The organism is uncultured Treponema sp. (assembly GCF_934725225.1).
GTDB lineage: Bacteria > Spirochaetota > Spirochaetia > Treponematales > Treponemataceae > Treponema_D.
In genome coordinates this window covers 40,453-56,510 of sequence record NZ_CAKVAM010000006.1, presented here as the reverse complement: position 1 = coordinate 56,510, position 16,058 = coordinate 40,453, and the positions used below count along the sequence as shown (strand labels likewise).

Genomic DNA, 16,058 nt, shown 5'->3' with positions numbered 1-16,058 from the left:
TGTTGAACCTATTTATCTTTATTGCTATTATACTTGCTCATTATGAACCGCTATGTTTTTGCCCAGGCACTGAAAATAACCGCGCCTGTGTTTTTTGGATATATTGCAATTGGAATCGGATTCGGAATGCTGCTTGCGAACGCGGGCTATCCTTGGTGGCTTGCCGTTCTTTCGGGGCTTATTATGTATACTGGTTCCGGGCAATATTTTATAGTCGGTCAGCTTGCTTCGGGAGCTTCTTTTGCTGAAATAATTCTTGTTCAGTTTTTGCTTAGCATCCGCCATATTTTCTACGGACTTTCACTTATTTCAAAATATAAAAATGCCGGCGGAAAAAAGCATTATCTTATTTTTGCAATTACAGACGAAACTTTTGCGCTTGTTCAGGGAATTGAAGTTCCGCCTCGTGTGAATAAAATTTCGTTTTATGCGATTGTTTCCGCGCTGGATCAAAGCTACTGGTGCTTGGGAAGTCTTATTGGCGCTGTGGCTTACACTGTTATGGATCGCTACGGACTTGGAAAATTTTTAAACGGAGTCGATTTTGCGCTCACTTCGCTTTTTATAGTTCTTTTGATTGAGCAGCTGAAATCTTCAAAGGATTGTGTGCCTGCCTTGGCTGGCGGAATTGCCGCTGTAATTTCCGTTGCGCTTTATAAAACCGGCGTTTTTGGCTCGTCGAATATAATCTGGGTTTCAATTTGCGCGGCTCTTGGAGTTATGCTTTTGGTAAGAGGCCCGTCATTTTTTGCAAAAGAAAAAATTCTTTCAAATTCTAAATCGGAGGAATTGGCATGAAAGAATCTTACAGCCTTCTGATGGCTTTGGCAGCTATTTTTGTTTCCGGGGCAGTTATTTATGGAACTCGCTTGCTTCCGTTTATTGCCTTCAGCAGAAAAAATCCGCCTGCGATAATCCGCTTTATTGAAAAATACACGCCGTCTTTAATTATGGCGGTTTTGGTCGTTTATTGCTTCAAGGACACAAGTTTTTTGAGTTCTCCTTTTGGAATTCCGCATTTGGCAGCTTCCGTGGCGACTGTTGTAATTCACCTTGCATTCAAAAATTCCATGGTGAGCATTTTTTCAAGCACTGTGATTTTCATGGTTTTGTCCAGAATTATGTGAAAACTTAAAAAATTTTCTGTTTGAATGGCAATTGTGCAAATAATTGATTATAATTTATATAATAGGAAATTTTTATTTTCGTGGCTGTGTTTGTACTGGAGGTAAATCATGGAATTGAAAGGTTCAAAAACTGAAGAAAATCTTAAGACGGCTTTTGCAGGTGAATCTCAGGCTCGCAACAAGTATACATTTTTCGCAAGCAAGGCCCGCAAAGACGGATTCGTGCAGATTGCAAAAATTTTCGAGGAAACTGCTGAAAATGAAAAGGAGCACGCGAAGCTTTGGTACAAGTATCTTAACGGCGGAATAAAAAGCACTGCGGAAAATTTAAAGGATGCCGCGGAAGGCGAAAATTACGAGTGGACAGATATGTATTCTTCGTTTGCCAAGACAGCGCGTGAAGAAGGATTTATCGATATTGCCCAGAAATTTGAAGGTGTCGCTGCGATTGAAAAAACACACGAAGAGCGTTACCGCAAGCTTTTGGACAACGTTACAAATGAATGCGTTTTCAGCAAGGACGGAGACGTTATCTGGCAATGCTCAAACTGCGGACATATCTGCGTAGGAAAAAAAGCGCCCGACATTTGTCCTGTTTGCGCCCATCCGCAAAGCTATTTTGAAGTAAAAGCTGAAAATTATTAGGTTCAATTTAGAGTTTTAAATTTTAGTGTCATTATCGGGCTTGACCCGATAATCCGCTGGCAAGATTGCTAACCGAGTTTGCTATGCAAACATCGCAGTGTCAAGCACGGCAATGACAGCCTTGTTAGCATTTGCATAAATGCCGTTTTTGTTTTTGCAAGAGCGGCTAAAAAATATCGACTTTTATTGGAGTATTTTATGGTTTCATTGTTGATTGGAATTGTTCTGATTGGATTTTGCGTGTTTTCTTGCCTTGGCTTGAACTGGTCTTCTGACATTATTTCATTTTTGAAAGGATTTGCTCCGTGTTTTGCGGCATTCTGCGGACTCATTTCAGTTTTTATAGGTTTTGCTGATATAAAAGATAAAAAGGAAGCAAAAAAAGAAGAAAACGCCGCTAAATCAATAGAAAAGAAATAATTTTCTTATTCAGCGCAAATATTTTCAGTTTTTACAGTTGAATTTCTTGAATTTAATTGACTAAAAAACTGAAAACATGGTATATTTTTTTACCCCGTATATATTGTTGGCAACTGCTCATTGCCTGCAAACGTTTGAAGCTAGATGCAAAGCGGAAAGCGTAATGTTTTATTTAGAAAGGTATATACATGAAAACTTATTTTGCTAAAAATGAAGATGTAAAAAATGACTGGTATGTCATCGATGCATCTGGAAAAACTTTGGGACGCGTAGCTGCAAAAGCTGCTTCTGTTCTCCGTGGAAAGCACAAAGCTTCTTATACACCGAACTCTATGTGTGGTGATTTTGTTGTAATCGTTAATGCTGAAAAAATTCAGGTTACAGGCAAAAAAGCTGACAATATGCTTTATCGCCATTATACAGGTTATGTACGTGGTTTGCGCTCTTATTCATTCAATACTCTTATTGAAAAACATCCTACAGAGCCTTTGAAGAGAACAATTTGGGGAATGCTTCCTCATAACCGCCTTGGACGCAAAATTATCGGAAACCTTAAGATTTACGAAGGTCCAGAGCATCCTCATGCAGCTCAGAACCCAAAACCTCTTGAAGTTTAAAATAGGAGCATATCGTGATTAAGAATTTAGCTATCGGTACAGGAAGAAGAAAAACTGCAACTGCTCGTGTTTTTATGCGCGAAGGTTCAGGAAAAATTGTTGTTAACGGAAAAGATATAAAAGACTATTTTGCAACAGAATCACAGGCTCGTCTTGTAATTCAGCCGCTTTTGGTTACATCAAACGTAAACAAATATGATATTCTTATCAATGTTTGCGGTGGCGGACTTAATGGTCAGGCTGCAGCTTGCTTGCATGGAGTTTCTCGTGCTTTGACTCAAGTAGATCCAGATGCACGTCCTTCTCTTAAGGCAAACGGCTATCTTACACGCGACTCTCGTATGGTTGAGCGTAAGAAGTACGGTCAGCGTGGTGCTCGCCGCAGATTCCAGTTCAGCAAACGCTAAAATTGGTTATTCGCCAAATACAGCAGACTTTTACAGGAGTGTACGAAATTACGCCTTCTGTTGGGTCTGCATTTTTTTTGCGTTCATGTTATCTTTCTCTTTTATCCGAAGAAAATCTTTTTGCTGGAGCGGAATTTTCTGATGAAGAAGCTTCGGATTTGCTGAATGCGGCGGTTGTTTATGGCGCGGAATTTGCCGCAATGACATATCTTGCGCGCGCCGAACATTGCCGTGCCGGACTTGAACGAAAGTTTTTAAAAAAGGGAATTGAAAAATCAGCTGTAAAAAAAGCCTTGGATTATCTTGAGCAGTGCGGAAACTTAAGCGATGAAAGGTTTGCCGGTGCTTGGCTAAGAAGCCGTTCAATCGACCATGCTGAAGGAAGAATTCGGCTTGCGGCTGAACTTGCATCCAGAGGCGTTGACCGAGTGGCTTCAAAAAAAGCTCTTGATGAATTTTTTTCAGAAAAAGACGAACTTGAAATTTGCCGCCGCGCTTATAAAAAATGCCGGTTGTTTAAAAATGACTTGGACAAAATAAAAGCCTCTCTTGTTCAGAAAGGCTTTACTCTAAAGCAAATTGGAATTGTTGTTTCAGAGGAAGATTCCTACTTGTAATAATAAGCCGGAAATTCAATCTGCGGCTCTAAAACTTCCATTACAGCGTCAGGAATTCCCAATGAAGCTTTTTTGAATTCTTTTGCGCTTCCCATAATCAGGCTGTAAATGCTGTCTTCTTTTTGATACGAAAAATCCGCAGTTTCGTATTCAGCAAAGTCGAATTCTTTTCGCTGCATTGTTTCAATAAGCTCGTCTAAAGTTCCTATTGAATTTATGAGGGACGCTTCCTTTGCCTGCGATGCTGTGTAGATTCTTCCGTCCGCAAGTTTGTAGACTTCTTCTTTTGAAAGTCCGCGGCTTTCTGCGACAATGTCCGTGAACTGCTCGTAACATTCATCTGCGATTGACTGCATTATTTCCCGCTGTTCTTGCGTCATTGGCTCGTTGAAATTTCCCATGAGTTTGTTGCGCCCTGCGTGGATTGTCGTTGACTTGATTCCCCATTTTTCCATTAGCCCGGTTAAATCTGTAAACTGACCTGCGATAACGCCGATGCTTCCTGTGAGAGAATTTCTGTTCGCCATTATGTAGTCAGCGGCACATCCAACGTAATATCCGCCGCTCGCCGCAAGAGAAGTGAAGTATGCGTAAACCGGACGTTCGGTTTCTTTTTTGTATTTTTCAAGCGCAAGGAAAACTTCATCAGCCTGATAAACTCCGCCGCCCGGAGAATTTATCACAAGGACAATTCCGCGGTTGTTCGTGTCTTCCTGCAAATCTTTTATTGTGGACAAAATCCATTCTTGGTTGTACGAATCGTTTGCTTCGGAAATCACGCCTTTTATAAAAAGTTTTGCGATGTATTCGTTCTTCGGAAATTTATTTTCTTTTTTTCCGAGCAGCTTGTCTTTGATTTTTGAATCTGAATTTGAAACTGCGGAAGTTGTGCTTTTTGCATTTTTGTTCAAAGCGGAACTTGCTGTGTTAAAAATAAAAATTGTGGCTGCAAGAATAATTGTGCAGGCAAAAACTGCAAGCCCTTTTTTTGAATAATTTTCTTTTGAAAATTTTATTTTCATTTTTTTTTCTCCAATAAAAAATAACTTTTAGTTATGCTTCAAAATCCGCCGGCGTAAGCGAGCCTGTCCTGAACGCTTCTTCTTTCAGCGCGTAATATGCGTTTGTAAATGACATTGCTTCGTAAGGCTTGACCCAAATTTGAAGAATGAAAAGTGTAAGCATCGAAAGAAATTCCCAGCCCAAAAAACTCAGTGACATAATAAACAAATCGCCTTTGTGGTTTCGCGTAAGAACTTTGCTTATGTTCATGGCTTTTGAAACTGAAATTTTTGGATTTTCCGCCAGAACAAAAAACATCTGTGAGTACGAAAATGCTTTTACAATTCCCGGAAAAAAGAAAAGCAAGCTCCAAAGTCCGACCCACAAATAAAACCAAAGAAATCCGAGGAATGCCTTTGCAAAATGCGAAAAACTGTTTATAAAATCTGAAAATTCAGCCTTGGCTTTTGTGTTGTGAATCTGAATGAAAATTCTTAAAAATGCAAAAAATGAAACGCTGTTTATAAAGCTGATTAGCAAAAATGAAATAAGTCCAACTGTGCCGTCCAGATTTTCCTGCGGAAGTCCCGCCGCCATTGCAGTGATTGCCGCCGTTACAGCAAACGCAATTATTGGAGTTTTTAATTTTCCTTTTAGCTGCTCGCGTGCCTGATTTTTGTAATTAATTCGTTCAAACATAAAATTCTCCTATAATGTTTTCTATTATATATAATTTAATTATTTTTTTGCAATTTGCGAAAGAAGTTCTGAATAATATTTTTCTTCTATGCAGGATTTTTCGATTCCGCATTTTTCAAGAAGCTCAAATAAAATTTGCTGAACTTTTTTTACATCTTCGTCTTTTTTTGACGGCGAAAGAATTTCTATTTCAAGAAAGTAACCGAGCGGCGGAACATTGCAAAGTTCAAGAGTCGCTTTAAGTTTTGTGTTTTCAATTGAAGATGGAAGTTCCAGTTCCCAGTCCAGAACTTCCTTGTTTTTTTTCAGCGCGACTTTAAATCCTGCATCGCAAAAAAATTGCTCCAGCGGCTCGGAAGATAAAATTTCAGTTTCAAGTTCTTCATTTAATTCTGTGCTGGAATTTTCGGCTGCGCTTTTGATTTCTTTCCGCTTGTAAGTTAGAATGCTGCGAGTTTTTTTTCCGCATTTTTCTTTTCGGATTCTGATTTTGATTTTTGGATTCAGCGGGCTTTCGTAGTAAGTGTCGTCGCGCAAAACTTCCTGCTTGAATTCAGCAAAAGAATTTAACTTTCTTATAAGCTCGTCTTTTTTGTAAACGTGCGCTTTGATTTCAATTTCATTCATCGGATTATTTTAACACATTTATCTTCAAATAGAAAAGAATTTATTTTAGAAGTTTTTGCAGAATGCGATTTTGTTTGTTGACAATGTTGATTTAAAATGATAATATCTTTATACATTTTGATTATCCTTGAAAATTGAGCCGCAACAAAGGCTCTTTTTTTTTAGTCTGAAATGCTTTTTTTAAGCGTGTTTTTTTAGAGGTTTGACTTGGAGTATAGTTCTTTCGAGAATATTCCGTATTTTAATGAGTGTTCCGCTGTGATGTCTGCGGAAGGTTTTAAGCTGGTGGAACTTCATGTTGTTCCGCAGAATGGCAAAGTAAATATTTCCGCTGTCATAGCTTCGGCGGATTCCAAAAAAGACATCGGTGTTTCAGATTGCGCAAAAGCACATCGCGCGTTGTTTTCAGAAATGGTTAAAATCCTCGGAAAAAATGAAGACGATATTTCTATGGAAATGTGTTCGCCGGGAATTGAACGCACTTTGAGAAATGCGGCTGAATTTGAGATTTTTACAGGAAGAGAAGTCCGCGTCTGGGATAAAAACGTGAATGACTGGGTTTGCGGAAAAATAAAATCTTCGGATAAAAATCAAGTTACATTGGAAATAGAAGGCGGCGGCGAAAAGTCTGTTGCCTATGCTGATATTGCTAAAGCAAAATTTTTACATTTATAAGGGGGCTTGTTATGTCAGAAATGGCAGATGCAATCCGTGCGCTTTCTGCAGAAAAAGGAATTGATGAATCTTCAATTAAGCAGACTATAGAAAGAATGATTCTTGCGGCGTATCAAAAATCATTCGGAAAAGGCTACGACAACTGCATTGTAAAATTTGCAGACGATATGTCGGATGTGAATGTCTATGCGCGCAAAACTGTTGTTGACGGAGTTTATGATCCTGTTATTGAAATTGAACTTGAAGAGGCGCAGAAGCTTGCTCCAGAAGCTGTGATTCATGATACTCTTGATATTCCGCTTGACCCGAAACGTGATTTTGAACGCGGCGCGGTTTCAGTTGGAAAACAGGAAGCTCACAAGGATTTGAATGAAAATTCAAGTAAAAAGCTTCTTGACGAATACAAGGAAAAAATCGGGCAGATTATAATCGGATATTACCAGCGCGAGCATAAAGGAAATATTTATGTTGAGCTTGGAAAAGTTGAAGGCGTGCTTCCTGTAAAATATCAGAGTCCGCGTGAAGTTTATGAAAAGAACGACAGAATCAGGGCTTTGGTAAAAGATGTAAAAAAAGTTCCTTCTGGAATTCAGGTTGTGCTTAGCCGTACAGATGAAAATTTTGTAAAAAGCATTCTTGAGCTTGAAGTTCCTGAAATTCAGGATAATACGATTGTTGTAAAAAGCATTTCGCGCGAGCCTGGTTACAGAACAAAAATTGCTGTGGCTTCAAACAAAATCGATGTTGATCCTGTTGGCGCTTGCGTTGGCTTGAAAGGCGTTCGCATTCAGAATGTAATCCGCGAACTTGAAGGCGAAAAAATCGATGTTTTGCGCTATGATGAAGATCCTCATGTATTTATAAAAAATGCGCTTTCACCTGCTGAAGTAAAGCATGTTGTGATTAAAGATGCTGAAAAAAGAGAGGCGCTTGCGGTCGTTTCCGATGAAAACTTTTCTATTGCGATTGGAAAACAGGGCTTGAATGTTCGCCTTGCAAATCGTCTTTGCAACTGGTCAATCGATGTAAAAACCGAAGCTATGGTTACAGACGAAGATCTTGTTGAAAATGACACAAGAAGGGCGGCGGAAGAGCTCTTTGGCGGTTCAGAAAATGAATCTTACGAGGAAATTCTTACAGTTGCTCAGCTTCCGGGCGTTGACCAGCGTGTTGCGGAAATTCTTAAGGAAGCCGGCTACGATGATATAGAAGTTTTCGTTTCGTCTTATGAAAGCGGAGCGTTGAATGGACTTGACGGCGTAACAAAAGAGCAGCTTGATGAAGTTTATTCAATTATAAATGAAAACGTTGAGTTTGAAGATGAGGAAGAACCGCAGCAGGCAGCAGATTCAGCAGAGGAAGATTCAGAAGAAGAATATTTCTGTCCTGAGTGCGGTGAAAAAATTACACCGGATATGACAAGATGTCCGAAATGCGGTGTTGAATTCTCATTTGAAGAAGAGTAAGAGGTAATAGGATACAGTATGGCAGATGAATCAGAGAAAAAGACAGGCGTAGTTTTAAATAAGCATGTACAGGACTCTCATCCTGCAGGGGAAGCCAGCCCAAAGCGGAAGATTGTTATAAAAAGAAAATCTCCTTCTGCAGAGGCGGCAAAACAAGAACAGAAAAAAAGAATTCACGTAGTGTCTAAAAAGACTCCTGATTCATCTGTTAAAGCTGAGGATGCAAAAACTGAAGTTCCTGTTTCTCAGGAAAAAACTGTTGCGGCGGAAGAAAAAAAGCCAGTTGCTCCTGTTGCCCAGCCTGCAAAGCCGCAGGTTCAGACTTTGGAATTTCCGAATGTTCGTCCGAATGTTAAGGCAGGAAATTTGAGTGGCGGAAGAAACCGTTATTCAAATAATGGAAATGGACGCAGAGACGGCGGATTTACTGGAAGTCAGGCTAGAGAAAGCTACCAGAACCGCGAAAGACAAAATAACTTTAACCGCGGAAATCCGCAGGGGTCAAATTTTGGAAACCGCAATGGCTCTTTCCGTGGAAATCCAAATGGCGGCTTCAACAGAAACGGACAGCCTGGCGGATTTAACCGTGGACCGGGAGGCTTCAATAGAAATGGAACTGGCGGCGGCTTTAATCGCGGACCGGGAGGATTCAACAGAAACGGACAGCCGGGCGGATTTAATCGTGGTCCAGGCGGCTTTAATCGCGGGCCGGGAGGATTTGCTGGTGGAGCAGGTCGTCCGGGATTTGGCGGTCCTCGTCCAGGCGGATTTGCAGATCCTTCAGCGATTGCAGGAAACAAAGCTCCGGCTAAAAAACAGTTCAAGGGCAAAAAACAAGTTTATAATAGAAAAGATAAAGAAGATTTCTTTGACGAGGAAGAGCTTTATCAGAACAAAAAGCATGATTCAACTCCGGCAAGCGTTGTTCCAGAGAAAATTGAAATCATGGAGACAATTTCCGTTTCAGATCTTGCCCGCAAAATGAATCTTAAGGCAAGCGAAATTATCGGCAAGCTTATGTCGATGGGAATGATGGTTACAATCAACCAGTCCATCGATTCTGACACGGCGACAATTCTTGCTTCTGAATACAACTGTCAGGTTCACCTTGTAAGCCTTTACGATGAAACTGTTATTGAAAGCGACAAGGGAAGTTCTGAAGGCGAGCGCACTCGTCCTCCGATTGTTACAGTCATGGGACACGTTGACCACGGAAAAACAAAAACTCTTGATGCAATCCGCAATGCTGATGTTGCCGCTGGAGAGGCTGGTGGAATTACGCAGAAAATCGGTGCTTATCAGGTTTCAACTCCGAAGGGCGTAATTACTTTCCTTGATACTCCGGGACACGAAGCGTTTACAATGATGCGCGCCCGCGGTGCACAGATTACAGATATTGTTGTTCTTGTTGTCGCGGCTGACGATGGCGTTATGCCTCAGACAATGGAAGCTATAAACCACGCAAAAGATGCGAAGGTTCCAATTATTGTTGCGGTCAACAAAATTGATAAGCCGGACGCAAATCCTGAAAAAGTTATGACGCAGCTTTCCGAGCTTGGACTTACTCCTGAAGCTTGGGGCGGCGACACTCAGTATGTAAATATTTCAGCATTGAAACATCAGGGAATTGATGACTTGCTGGATGCGATTCTTATTCAGGCTGAAGTTCTTGAGCTTAAGGCGCAGTATGATTGCCGCGCTGAAGGAAAAGTTATTGAAAGCCGTACAGACCAAGGACGCGGTGTTGTTGCTTCTGTTGTTGTTCAGCGTGGAACTTTGCACATTGGCGATCCTTTGGTTGCAGGAATTTATTCAGGACGCGTTCGTGCGATTTTCAATGACCGTGGACAAAAAATTCAAGAGGCGACTCCTTCAATGCCGGTGGAAGTTCTTGGACTTGAAGCTATGCCGAATGCCGGAGATCCTATTCAGGTTACAGAAACTGAAAAAGATGCGCGCGCATTTGCCGCAAAACGCCAGGAGCTTAAACGCTTTGAAGATGCAAAGGCAGTCAAGAAAGTTACGCTCGACAATTTGTATTCAACAATTGAAGCTAGCGAAGTCAAAGAATTCAAGGTTATCATCAAGGCTGATTTGCAAGGTTCTGCGGAAGCTCTTAAAACTTCTCTTGAAAAACTCAGCACAAAGGAACTCAGGCTTGTTGTTATTCATTCAAGCGCAGGCGCAATCAACGAAAGCGATGTTACTTTGGCTGCCGCTGATGAAAATGCGATTATTATCGGATTCAATGTCCGCCCGACTCCAAAGGCAAAAGCTTTGGCTGAACAGGAAAAAGTTGAAATCCGCAAGTATAACATTATCTACAAGTGTGTTGAAGAAATTCAGCAGGCTATGGAAGGAATGCTTCAGCCTGACACAAAAGACGAAACAACAGGAACTGCGGAAGTTCGCAACACTTTCAAAGTTCCAAAGGTTGGCGTTATTGCAGGATGCTACGTTACAGATGGTGTTATCAAAAAAACTTGCAGCGTAAACGTTATCCGCGATGGCGTTGTTATTTACACTGGAAAAATTGCTTCTCTTAAAAGATTCAAGGACGATGCAAAGGAAGTCAAAGACGGATTTGAATGCGGTATCGGAATTGAAAACTGGCAGGATCTTCAGATTGGAGACCAGCTTGAAGCTTTTGAGACAATCGAAGTTAAACGCAAGCTCGGAAAAACTTTGGCAGATGAACAGGCAGAAGCTGAAAAGAAAAATGCCGCTGCTGAGGATTTCGCTGAATAAAAGGATTTGCAATGGGACAGTATAGAATGGACAGGCTGGGAAACCAGCTTAGGGAAGAAATCGCCACTCTTATAATGCGCCACGAAGTAAAAGATCCGCGTGTGAATGAATTTCTTACAATTAACCGCGTGGAAGTTGTAAAAGATTTGTCATGTGCGAAAGTCTATGTTTCGTCTTTTTTGGATGATGCTTCTGTTGAGCGCGGAGTAAAAGGCTTGCAGAGCGCGGCTGGATTTATCCAGTCTACAATTGCAAAAAAAGTTTCAATCTATAGATTTCCAAAACTTACTTTTGTAGCAGATTTCAGCATGAAAGAAGGCTATAAAATGGTTCAAAAACTTAACGCGCTGGAAAATGAATCTAGGCAAATTGAAATCAGCCAGAATGAGCAAAATGCCAGAGAAGAACAAGAATAAAGTTTCCGGGGTTATGCTTTACGCGAAGACTCCGGGAATTACAAGTTTTTCGTCTCTTTGGAGCATAAAGCATGCCTTGAAAACTGAGAAAGTCGGGCACACGGGAACTTTGGATTCTTTTGCGGAAGGCTTGCTCGTTGTTTTGTCTGGAAATCTTACGCATCTTGTTCCTCATATAACTTCATTTACAAAAACTTATCAGGCGGTTGTTTGCTTCGGAAAAGAAACTGACACTCTTGATCCGACTGGCGATGTTGTAAAAACTGGCGCGGCAGCTTCCAAAGAGCAAATTGAAGCTTCGCTGAAAAAATTTACCGGAGCAGTTCTTCAAGTGCCGCCTGTTTATTCTGCGCTTCATGTTGACGGAAAACGCGCAAGTGATCTTGTTCGCGGTGGAAACGAAATTCATCTTGAAAGCAGGCAAGTTTTTGTTTACAAAAATGAACTTCTTGATTTTAAAGAGCCTTCAGAAAATGACGCTTGCTCTTATGCGCTTCTTGAAATTGTCTGCTCAAAAGGAACTTACATCCGCGCGCTTGCAAGAGACATTGCCGCTAGCCTTGGAACTTGCGCCCATTTATGCGCTTTGAGGCGGACTAAAGTCGGACCGTTTGAATTAAAAGATGCGGCGTGCTTTGGCGAGCTGAAAGAATTTTCAATTGAAAACGGAATTCAAAACGCGCTTTATTTTCAAAAGGAAAAAGAAAAAATTCATCTTCCGTTTGAACAGAAAATAAAAAAACGCCGTGAAGATTCAGCTGAAAAAATTCAAGACATAAGAAATCACTTTTTGCTTTTTACGCAGAAACTGGCATCTCTTTGCGGCTTTAGCTGCGATATTTTAAAGCCTGAATTTGAAAAGTCATATTTGAATGGCCGCCCGCTTTCGCAGAAAATGTTTGACATTGCAAGCTGCGGAAATGTTGAAAATGAAATCGCCGTTTTTTATTCGTCTGGAAATTTCGCCGGAATAATCTGTAAAAATAAAGACGCAAAACTTTCTTACGGTTTTGTTGTTCCGCCTGAAAAAAAAGAATTCAAAGTTTTTTCTTGGAATGAATTTTGCAGTTTGAATTTTCCGGTTGAATGGAAATCAAAAGGCTGCGCTCTTACAATTGGAAGTTTTGAAGCTATTCATGCAGGTCATGTTGCGCTTATAAAAACTGCTGTTGCTCAAAAGAATTTTGTTTCAGGAATTATAACTTTTTCTTCGCAGATAAAAAATGACGGAACTGGTTCAATTTTTACTCTTGAGCAGCGTCTGGAATTTTTCAAAGAGCTTGGGCTTGACTTTGCGGTTGTGATTGACTTCACGCAGGATTTTTCAAAAATTGAAGGAGAAGATTTTATTGAAACTTTGATTTCAGTTTGTGGAATGAAATTTCTTGTTGAAGGAAGCGATTTTAAGTGCGGCTACAAAGGCTTGCTTAATATGGAAGAACTTGAAAAAATTTCACATGAAAAAAATTTTGAGCTTTGCAGACAAGATTACGTTTTTTTTGAAGATGAAAAAATCAGTTCAAGCCGCATAAAAAAAGAAATTCTTGCAGGAAATTTTATATGCGCGCAGAAAATGCTTTTGCGTCCGTTTGCTTTGGATGTCCGCGGAATTTCATTGAAAGAAAAATCAGCCGGAAATGAAAATTCAATTTTTGAATTCCACAATGAAAAAAATCAGGTTTTGCCAAAGAACGGAATTTATAAAGTTGCCGCGCTTGATTCCGACGGAAATGTTTTTCACACAACTCTTGAAATTGAAAACGAAAATCTTAGGATTGCGCTTCCGACTTCTGGAATTGCAGAAAAAACAGCCGAGATAAAATTTTGCTGATTCGCAGAAAAGTTTGCCGCGCGGCTTAACATTGACTTTTCTTTCTATATCAGTAAAATGTAAAGAGTTCATTCCGTTGTGATTTTGCTTGGAATACAAAGCGCCACTTTTGTTCCCTGTAAAAATCGAAGGACTGAAAATAAAAATTTATTAGGAGTAAGAAATGGCACTTACAAAAGAAACAACAGCGTCAATTGTTTCAAAATTTGGAGCAAACGCAAGCGACACTGGAAACTCAAATGTTCAGATTGCTTTGATGACAGAGCGCATTAAAGAGCTTACAGCTCACTGCAAAACTTTCCCGAAAGACACTTGCGCACAGCGTGGTCTTTTAAAAGTTGTTGGTGCTCGCCGCAAGCTTTTGAAATATCTTAAACGCACAAATCTTGAAGGCTACCGCTCTCTTATAAAAGAGCTTGGAATCCGCAAGTAATTTGGCAGAAAAAATTGGATGATGACGGCAGATGAATTCAAAAATGGATTTACTGCCGTTGTTTTTTTAAGGTGGATTCAAAAGAATTTCCCTTTGAATATTCTGATAAGAATCAGTCCACCGATTATATGGATTTCTATAAATTGGGAATCGATGTAATCTGTGGATAATCAGAAGTTCATAAAAAGCACATTTAGGAAACTTTTATGATACAAAGAGTAACCAGAAAAATTGGCGATCAGGAACTTATTCTTGAAACTGGAAAAATCGGAAAGCAGGCAAACGGCTGTGTTTATGCGCAGATTGGCGGAACTGCTGTAATTGCAACTGTCTGCGCTTCAAGTGAAGCAAAAGAAGGACTTGACTTTGTTCCTGTAACAGTTGAGTACAACGAAAAATTTTATGCCGCAGGAAAAATTCCGGGCGGATTTGTAAAACGTGAAGGCCGTCCAAAAGACAAGGAAATTCTTGTAAGCCGTCTTATTGACCGCCCAATGCGTCCTCTTTTTGAAACATCTTTCGGCCGTGAAATTCAGATTGTTCCGACTTGTGTTTCTATTGACGGCGTGAATCCTCCAGACATTCTTGCAGTTCTTGCTTCGAGCGCGGCTGTTTCTATTTCTGACATTCCTTTCCACGGACCTGTTGCAGGCGTTCGCGTTGGATATTTGAATGGCGAGTACATTTTGAATCCGACTTATGAGCAGATGGAAAAAATTCAGCTTGAAATTGTTGTTGCCGGAACTAAAGACGGATTTACAATGGTTGAAGGTGGCGCAAACGAAGTTTCAGAGGAAGTTATGCTTGGAGCTTTGGAAAAGGCGCAGGGATTTATTACCGATATGTGCTTGCTTCAGGAAGAGCTTGTAAAGCTTGCCGGAAAAGAAAAACTTCCGCTTGCACCTCTTGATGTTAAACTTGAAAACGCAGATGCAATCAAAGCCGAGGCAATTCCTCTTATGCAGGAAGCTTGTTTCCAGAAAGGAAAAATGGCGCGCGGAAATGCTGTAAAGGCTGTAAAAGCTAAGATTGCGGAAAAATATTCAGAGCAGCTTGAAGATGAAATTCAGGCGAAACTGTTCAACGCTTTGTTTGATGACATTCAGTATGATTTGCTCCGCTCAAGCATCCTTGAAAAAGGTCTTCGCATTGACGGCCGCGGCACAGAAGATATTCGTCCGATTACTTGTGAAGTAAATGTTCTTCCGCGTCCTCACGGTTCAGCTTTGTTTACTCGTGGCGAAACTCAGTCATTGGCTGTAACAACTTTGGGAACTGCAATGGACGAGCAGGTTTATGATGACATTGAAGGCGACAGAAGTGAAAACTTTATTCTTCATTACAATTTCCCTCCGTATTCAGTTGGTGAAGTTGGAAAGCTTACAACTGGCCGCCGTGAAATTGGACACGGAAATCTTGCACGCCGTTCTTTGGCTCCGATGATTCCTTCGAGAAGCGAATTTCCTTATACAATCCGTGTCGTTTCTGAAATCATGGAGTCTAATGGTTCTTCTTCTCAGGCTTCAACTTGTGGCGGATGTTTGTCTTTGCTTGCTGCTGGTGTTCCGATGAAAAAAATGGTTGCCGGAATTGCGATGGGACTTATCACTGACGGACCTCAGTATAAGAAATACGCAATTCTCTCTGATATTTTGGGAGAAGAAGATCACCTTGGTGATATGGACTTTAAAGTTGCCGGAACTCGCGATGGAATTACAGGATTCCAGATGGATATAAAAATCGCCGGCGTTTCCATGGATATTATGAGACGCGCTCTTGAACAGGCAAAACGCGGACGCAACCACATTCTTGACATAATGGAAAAATGCATCAGCAAACCTCAGCCAATCAGTCCTTACGCTCCAAAAATTGAAACAATGAAAATCGCTGTTGATAAAATCGGTGCTTTGATTGGACCGGGCGGAAAAAATGTAAAAGCTCTTTGCCAGCAGTACAATGTTACAATCAATACTGAAGATGACGGAACTGTTACAATTTACGGAAAATCCGGAGTTTCAACTGACGCTGCAAAAGCCGCTATCAAGGGAATCTGCGAAGATCCAGAGCCAGGCACAATTTATCAGGGAACTGTAAAGCGCATTATGGACTTTGGCGCTTTTATAGAAATTCTTCCGGGAAAAGAAGGACTTTGCCACATTTCAAAACTTTCAAGAAACCGTGTTGAAAAAGTAAGCGATGTTCTCAAGGAAGGTCAGGTTGTTCCTGTAAAGCTGCTTGAAGTTGACAAGATGGGCCGCTTGAATTTGAGCTACATTGATGCAATTGAAAGCAAATAAGTTTATTTAACTTTGAACTGAATCCGTCTGT

General features: G+C 40.6%; 17 protein-coding genes. 14 read left to right on the top strand and 3 right to left on the bottom strand.

The genetic code is table 11. From position 1 onward, the window contains the following. The first annotated feature begins 42 nt into the window (after positions 1-42). The 7 genes from Q0H92_RS09830 (at position 43) to Q0H92_RS09800 (ending at position 3,833) form a co-directional block, all read left to right on the top strand. On the top strand, positions 43-798 hold the full coding sequence (locus Q0H92_RS09830; RefSeq protein WP_296014493.1) for an AzlC family ABC transporter permease: 756 nt from the start codon (positions 43-45) through the stop codon (positions 796-798). Beyond that, on the top strand, positions 795-1,127 hold the full coding sequence (locus Q0H92_RS09825) for an AzlD domain-containing protein (RefSeq protein WP_295795622.1): 333 nt from the start codon (positions 795-797) through the stop codon (positions 1,125-1,127). The genes Q0H92_RS09830 and Q0H92_RS09825 overlap by 4 nt, the downstream gene beginning before the upstream one ends. A 108-nt stretch (positions 1,128-1,235) precedes the next feature. Then, positions 1,236-1,772, top strand: coding sequence for a rubrerythrin (rbr, locus tag Q0H92_RS09820; protein WP_288604332.1), 537 nt, complete (start codon positions 1,236-1,238; stop codon positions 1,770-1,772). A 198-nt stretch (positions 1,773-1,970) separates the two neighbouring features. Further along, the gene (locus tag Q0H92_RS09815) at positions 1,971-2,192 is read left to right on the top strand and encodes a hypothetical protein (protein WP_296014489.1); all 222 of its coding nucleotides are present in this window, start codon (positions 1,971-1,973) and stop codon (positions 2,190-2,192) included. A 188-nt stretch (positions 2,193-2,380) separates the two neighbouring features. After that, positions 2,381-2,809, top strand: coding sequence for a 50S ribosomal protein L13 (rplM, locus tag Q0H92_RS09810; protein WP_013702223.1), 429 nt, complete (start codon positions 2,381-2,383; stop codon positions 2,807-2,809). A gap of 14 nt (positions 2,810-2,823) precedes the next feature. Continuing rightward, entirely contained in the window at positions 2,824-3,216 is a 393-nt protein-coding gene (gene rpsI, locus Q0H92_RS09805) for a 30S ribosomal protein S9 (RefSeq protein ID WP_295795612.1), read from the top strand. A 38-nt stretch (positions 3,217-3,254) separates the two neighbouring features. Then, the gene (locus tag Q0H92_RS09800; RefSeq protein ID WP_296014485.1) at positions 3,255-3,833 is read left to right on the top strand and encodes a regulatory protein RecX; all 579 of its coding nucleotides are present in this window, start codon (positions 3,255-3,257) and stop codon (positions 3,831-3,833) included. On the opposite strand, the gene sppA is transcribed toward Q0H92_RS09800, so the two are convergent. The 3 genes from sppA to cyaB are packed head-to-tail and all read right to left on the bottom strand — an operon-like array spanning position 3,824 to position 6,161. Then, complete coding sequence (gene sppA, locus Q0H92_RS09795) at positions 3,824-4,855, bottom strand: signal peptide peptidase SppA (protein WP_296014481.1); 1,032 nt, start codon at positions 4,853-4,855, stop codon at positions 3,824-3,826. The two genes, Q0H92_RS09800 and sppA, sit on opposite strands and share 10 nt — an antisense overlap. A gap of 31 nt (positions 4,856-4,886) precedes the next feature. Continuing rightward, the gene (locus tag Q0H92_RS09790; protein WP_296014477.1) at positions 4,887-5,534 is read right to left on the bottom strand and encodes a DUF975 family protein; all 648 of its coding nucleotides are present in this window, start codon (positions 5,532-5,534) and stop codon (positions 4,887-4,889) included. A 39-nt stretch (positions 5,535-5,573) separates the two neighbouring features. Then, positions 5,574-6,161 (bottom strand): class IV adenylate cyclase, encoded by a 588-nt coding sequence (gene cyaB / locus Q0H92_RS09785; RefSeq protein WP_296014476.1) that lies wholly within the window; start codon positions 6,159-6,161, stop codon positions 5,574-5,576. 207 nt (positions 6,162-6,368) lie between these two features. Between cyaB and Q0H92_RS09780 the strand changes: the two genes are divergently transcribed. From Q0H92_RS09780 to pnp, 7 genes are all read left to right on the top strand, one after another. After that, positions 6,369-6,836 carry a ribosome maturation factor gene (locus tag Q0H92_RS09780; protein WP_296014475.1) on the top strand — a complete coding sequence of 156 codons (468 nt, stop codon included), beginning with the start codon at positions 6,369-6,371 and terminating at the stop codon, positions 6,834-6,836. Between the two features lie 11 nt (positions 6,837-6,847). Further along, on the top strand, positions 6,848-8,302 hold the full coding sequence (gene nusA, locus Q0H92_RS09775) for a transcription termination factor NusA (protein ID WP_296014474.1): 1,455 nt from the start codon (positions 6,848-6,850) through the stop codon (positions 8,300-8,302). Positions 8,303-8,320: 18 nt separating this feature from the next. Further along, positions 8,321-11,050 carry a translation initiation factor IF-2 gene (infB, locus tag Q0H92_RS09770; RefSeq protein ID WP_296014473.1) on the top strand — a complete coding sequence of 910 codons (2,730 nt, stop codon included), beginning with the start codon at positions 8,321-8,323 and terminating at the stop codon, positions 11,048-11,050. 11 nt (positions 11,051-11,061) lie between these two features. Next, a complete protein-coding gene (gene rbfA, locus Q0H92_RS09765) occupies positions 11,062-11,466 on the top strand; it encodes a 30S ribosome-binding factor RbfA (protein ID WP_296014471.1) in 405 nt (134 codons plus the stop codon). Then, positions 11,444-13,297 carry a tRNA pseudouridine(55) synthase TruB gene (gene truB, locus Q0H92_RS09760; RefSeq protein ID WP_296014470.1) on the top strand — a complete coding sequence of 618 codons (1,854 nt, stop codon included), beginning with the start codon at positions 11,444-11,446 and terminating at the stop codon, positions 13,295-13,297. Before rbfA ends, truB begins: the two co-directional genes overlap by 23 nt. A 163-nt stretch (positions 13,298-13,460) precedes the next feature. Beyond that, entirely contained in the window at positions 13,461-13,730 is a 270-nt protein-coding gene (gene rpsO / locus Q0H92_RS09755) for a 30S ribosomal protein S15 (protein ID WP_013702212.1), read from the top strand. Between the two features lie 206 nt (positions 13,731-13,936). Continuing rightward, on the top strand, positions 13,937-16,027 hold the full coding sequence (gene pnp / locus Q0H92_RS09750) for a polyribonucleotide nucleotidyltransferase (RefSeq protein WP_296014467.1): 2,091 nt from the start codon (positions 13,937-13,939) through the stop codon (positions 16,025-16,027). The last annotated feature ends 31 nt before the right edge of the window (positions 16,028-16,058 follow it).

What these genes read in the sequence shown, in the direction of transcription:
- Q0H92_RS09830 (WP_296014493.1), top strand. Translation starts at nt 43, where the DNA reads ATGAACCGCTATGTTTTTGCCCAGGCACTGAAAATAACCGCGCCTGTG.
- Q0H92_RS09825 (WP_295795622.1), top strand. Translation starts at nt 795, where the DNA reads ATGAAAGAATCTTACAGCCTTCTGATGGCTTTGGCAGCTATTTTTGTT.
- rbr (WP_288604332.1), top strand. Translation starts at nt 1,236, where the DNA reads ATGGAATTGAAAGGTTCAAAAACTGAAGAAAATCTTAAGACGGCTTTT.
- Q0H92_RS09815 (WP_296014489.1), top strand. Translation starts at nt 1,971, where the DNA reads ATGGTTTCATTGTTGATTGGAATTGTTCTGATTGGATTTTGCGTGTTT.
- rplM (WP_013702223.1), top strand. Translation starts at nt 2,381, where the DNA reads ATGAAAACTTATTTTGCTAAAAATGAAGATGTAAAAAATGACTGGTAT.
- sppA (WP_296014481.1), bottom strand. Translation starts at nt 4,855, where the DNA reads ATGAAAATAAAATTTTCAAAAGAAAATTATTCAAAAAAAGGGCTTGCA.
- Q0H92_RS09790 (WP_296014477.1), bottom strand. Translation starts at nt 5,534, where the DNA reads ATGTTTGAACGAATTAATTACAAAAATCAGGCACGCGAGCAGCTAAAA.
- cyaB (WP_296014476.1), bottom strand. Translation starts at nt 6,161, where the DNA reads ATGAATGAAATTGAAATCAAAGCGCACGTTTACAAAAAAGACGAGCTT.
- nusA (WP_296014474.1), top strand. Translation starts at nt 6,848, where the DNA reads ATGTCAGAAATGGCAGATGCAATCCGTGCGCTTTCTGCAGAAAAAGGA.
- infB (WP_296014473.1), top strand. Translation starts at nt 8,321, where the DNA reads ATGGCAGATGAATCAGAGAAAAAGACAGGCGTAGTTTTAAATAAGCAT.
- rbfA (WP_296014471.1), top strand. Translation starts at nt 11,062, where the DNA reads ATGGGACAGTATAGAATGGACAGGCTGGGAAACCAGCTTAGGGAAGAA.
- truB (WP_296014470.1), top strand. Translation starts at nt 11,444, where the DNA reads ATGCCAGAGAAGAACAAGAATAAAGTTTCCGGGGTTATGCTTTACGCG.
- rpsO (WP_013702212.1), top strand. Translation starts at nt 13,461, where the DNA reads ATGGCACTTACAAAAGAAACAACAGCGTCAATTGTTTCAAAATTTGGA.
- pnp (WP_296014467.1), top strand. Translation starts at nt 13,937, where the DNA reads ATGATACAAAGAGTAACCAGAAAAATTGGCGATCAGGAACTTATTCTT.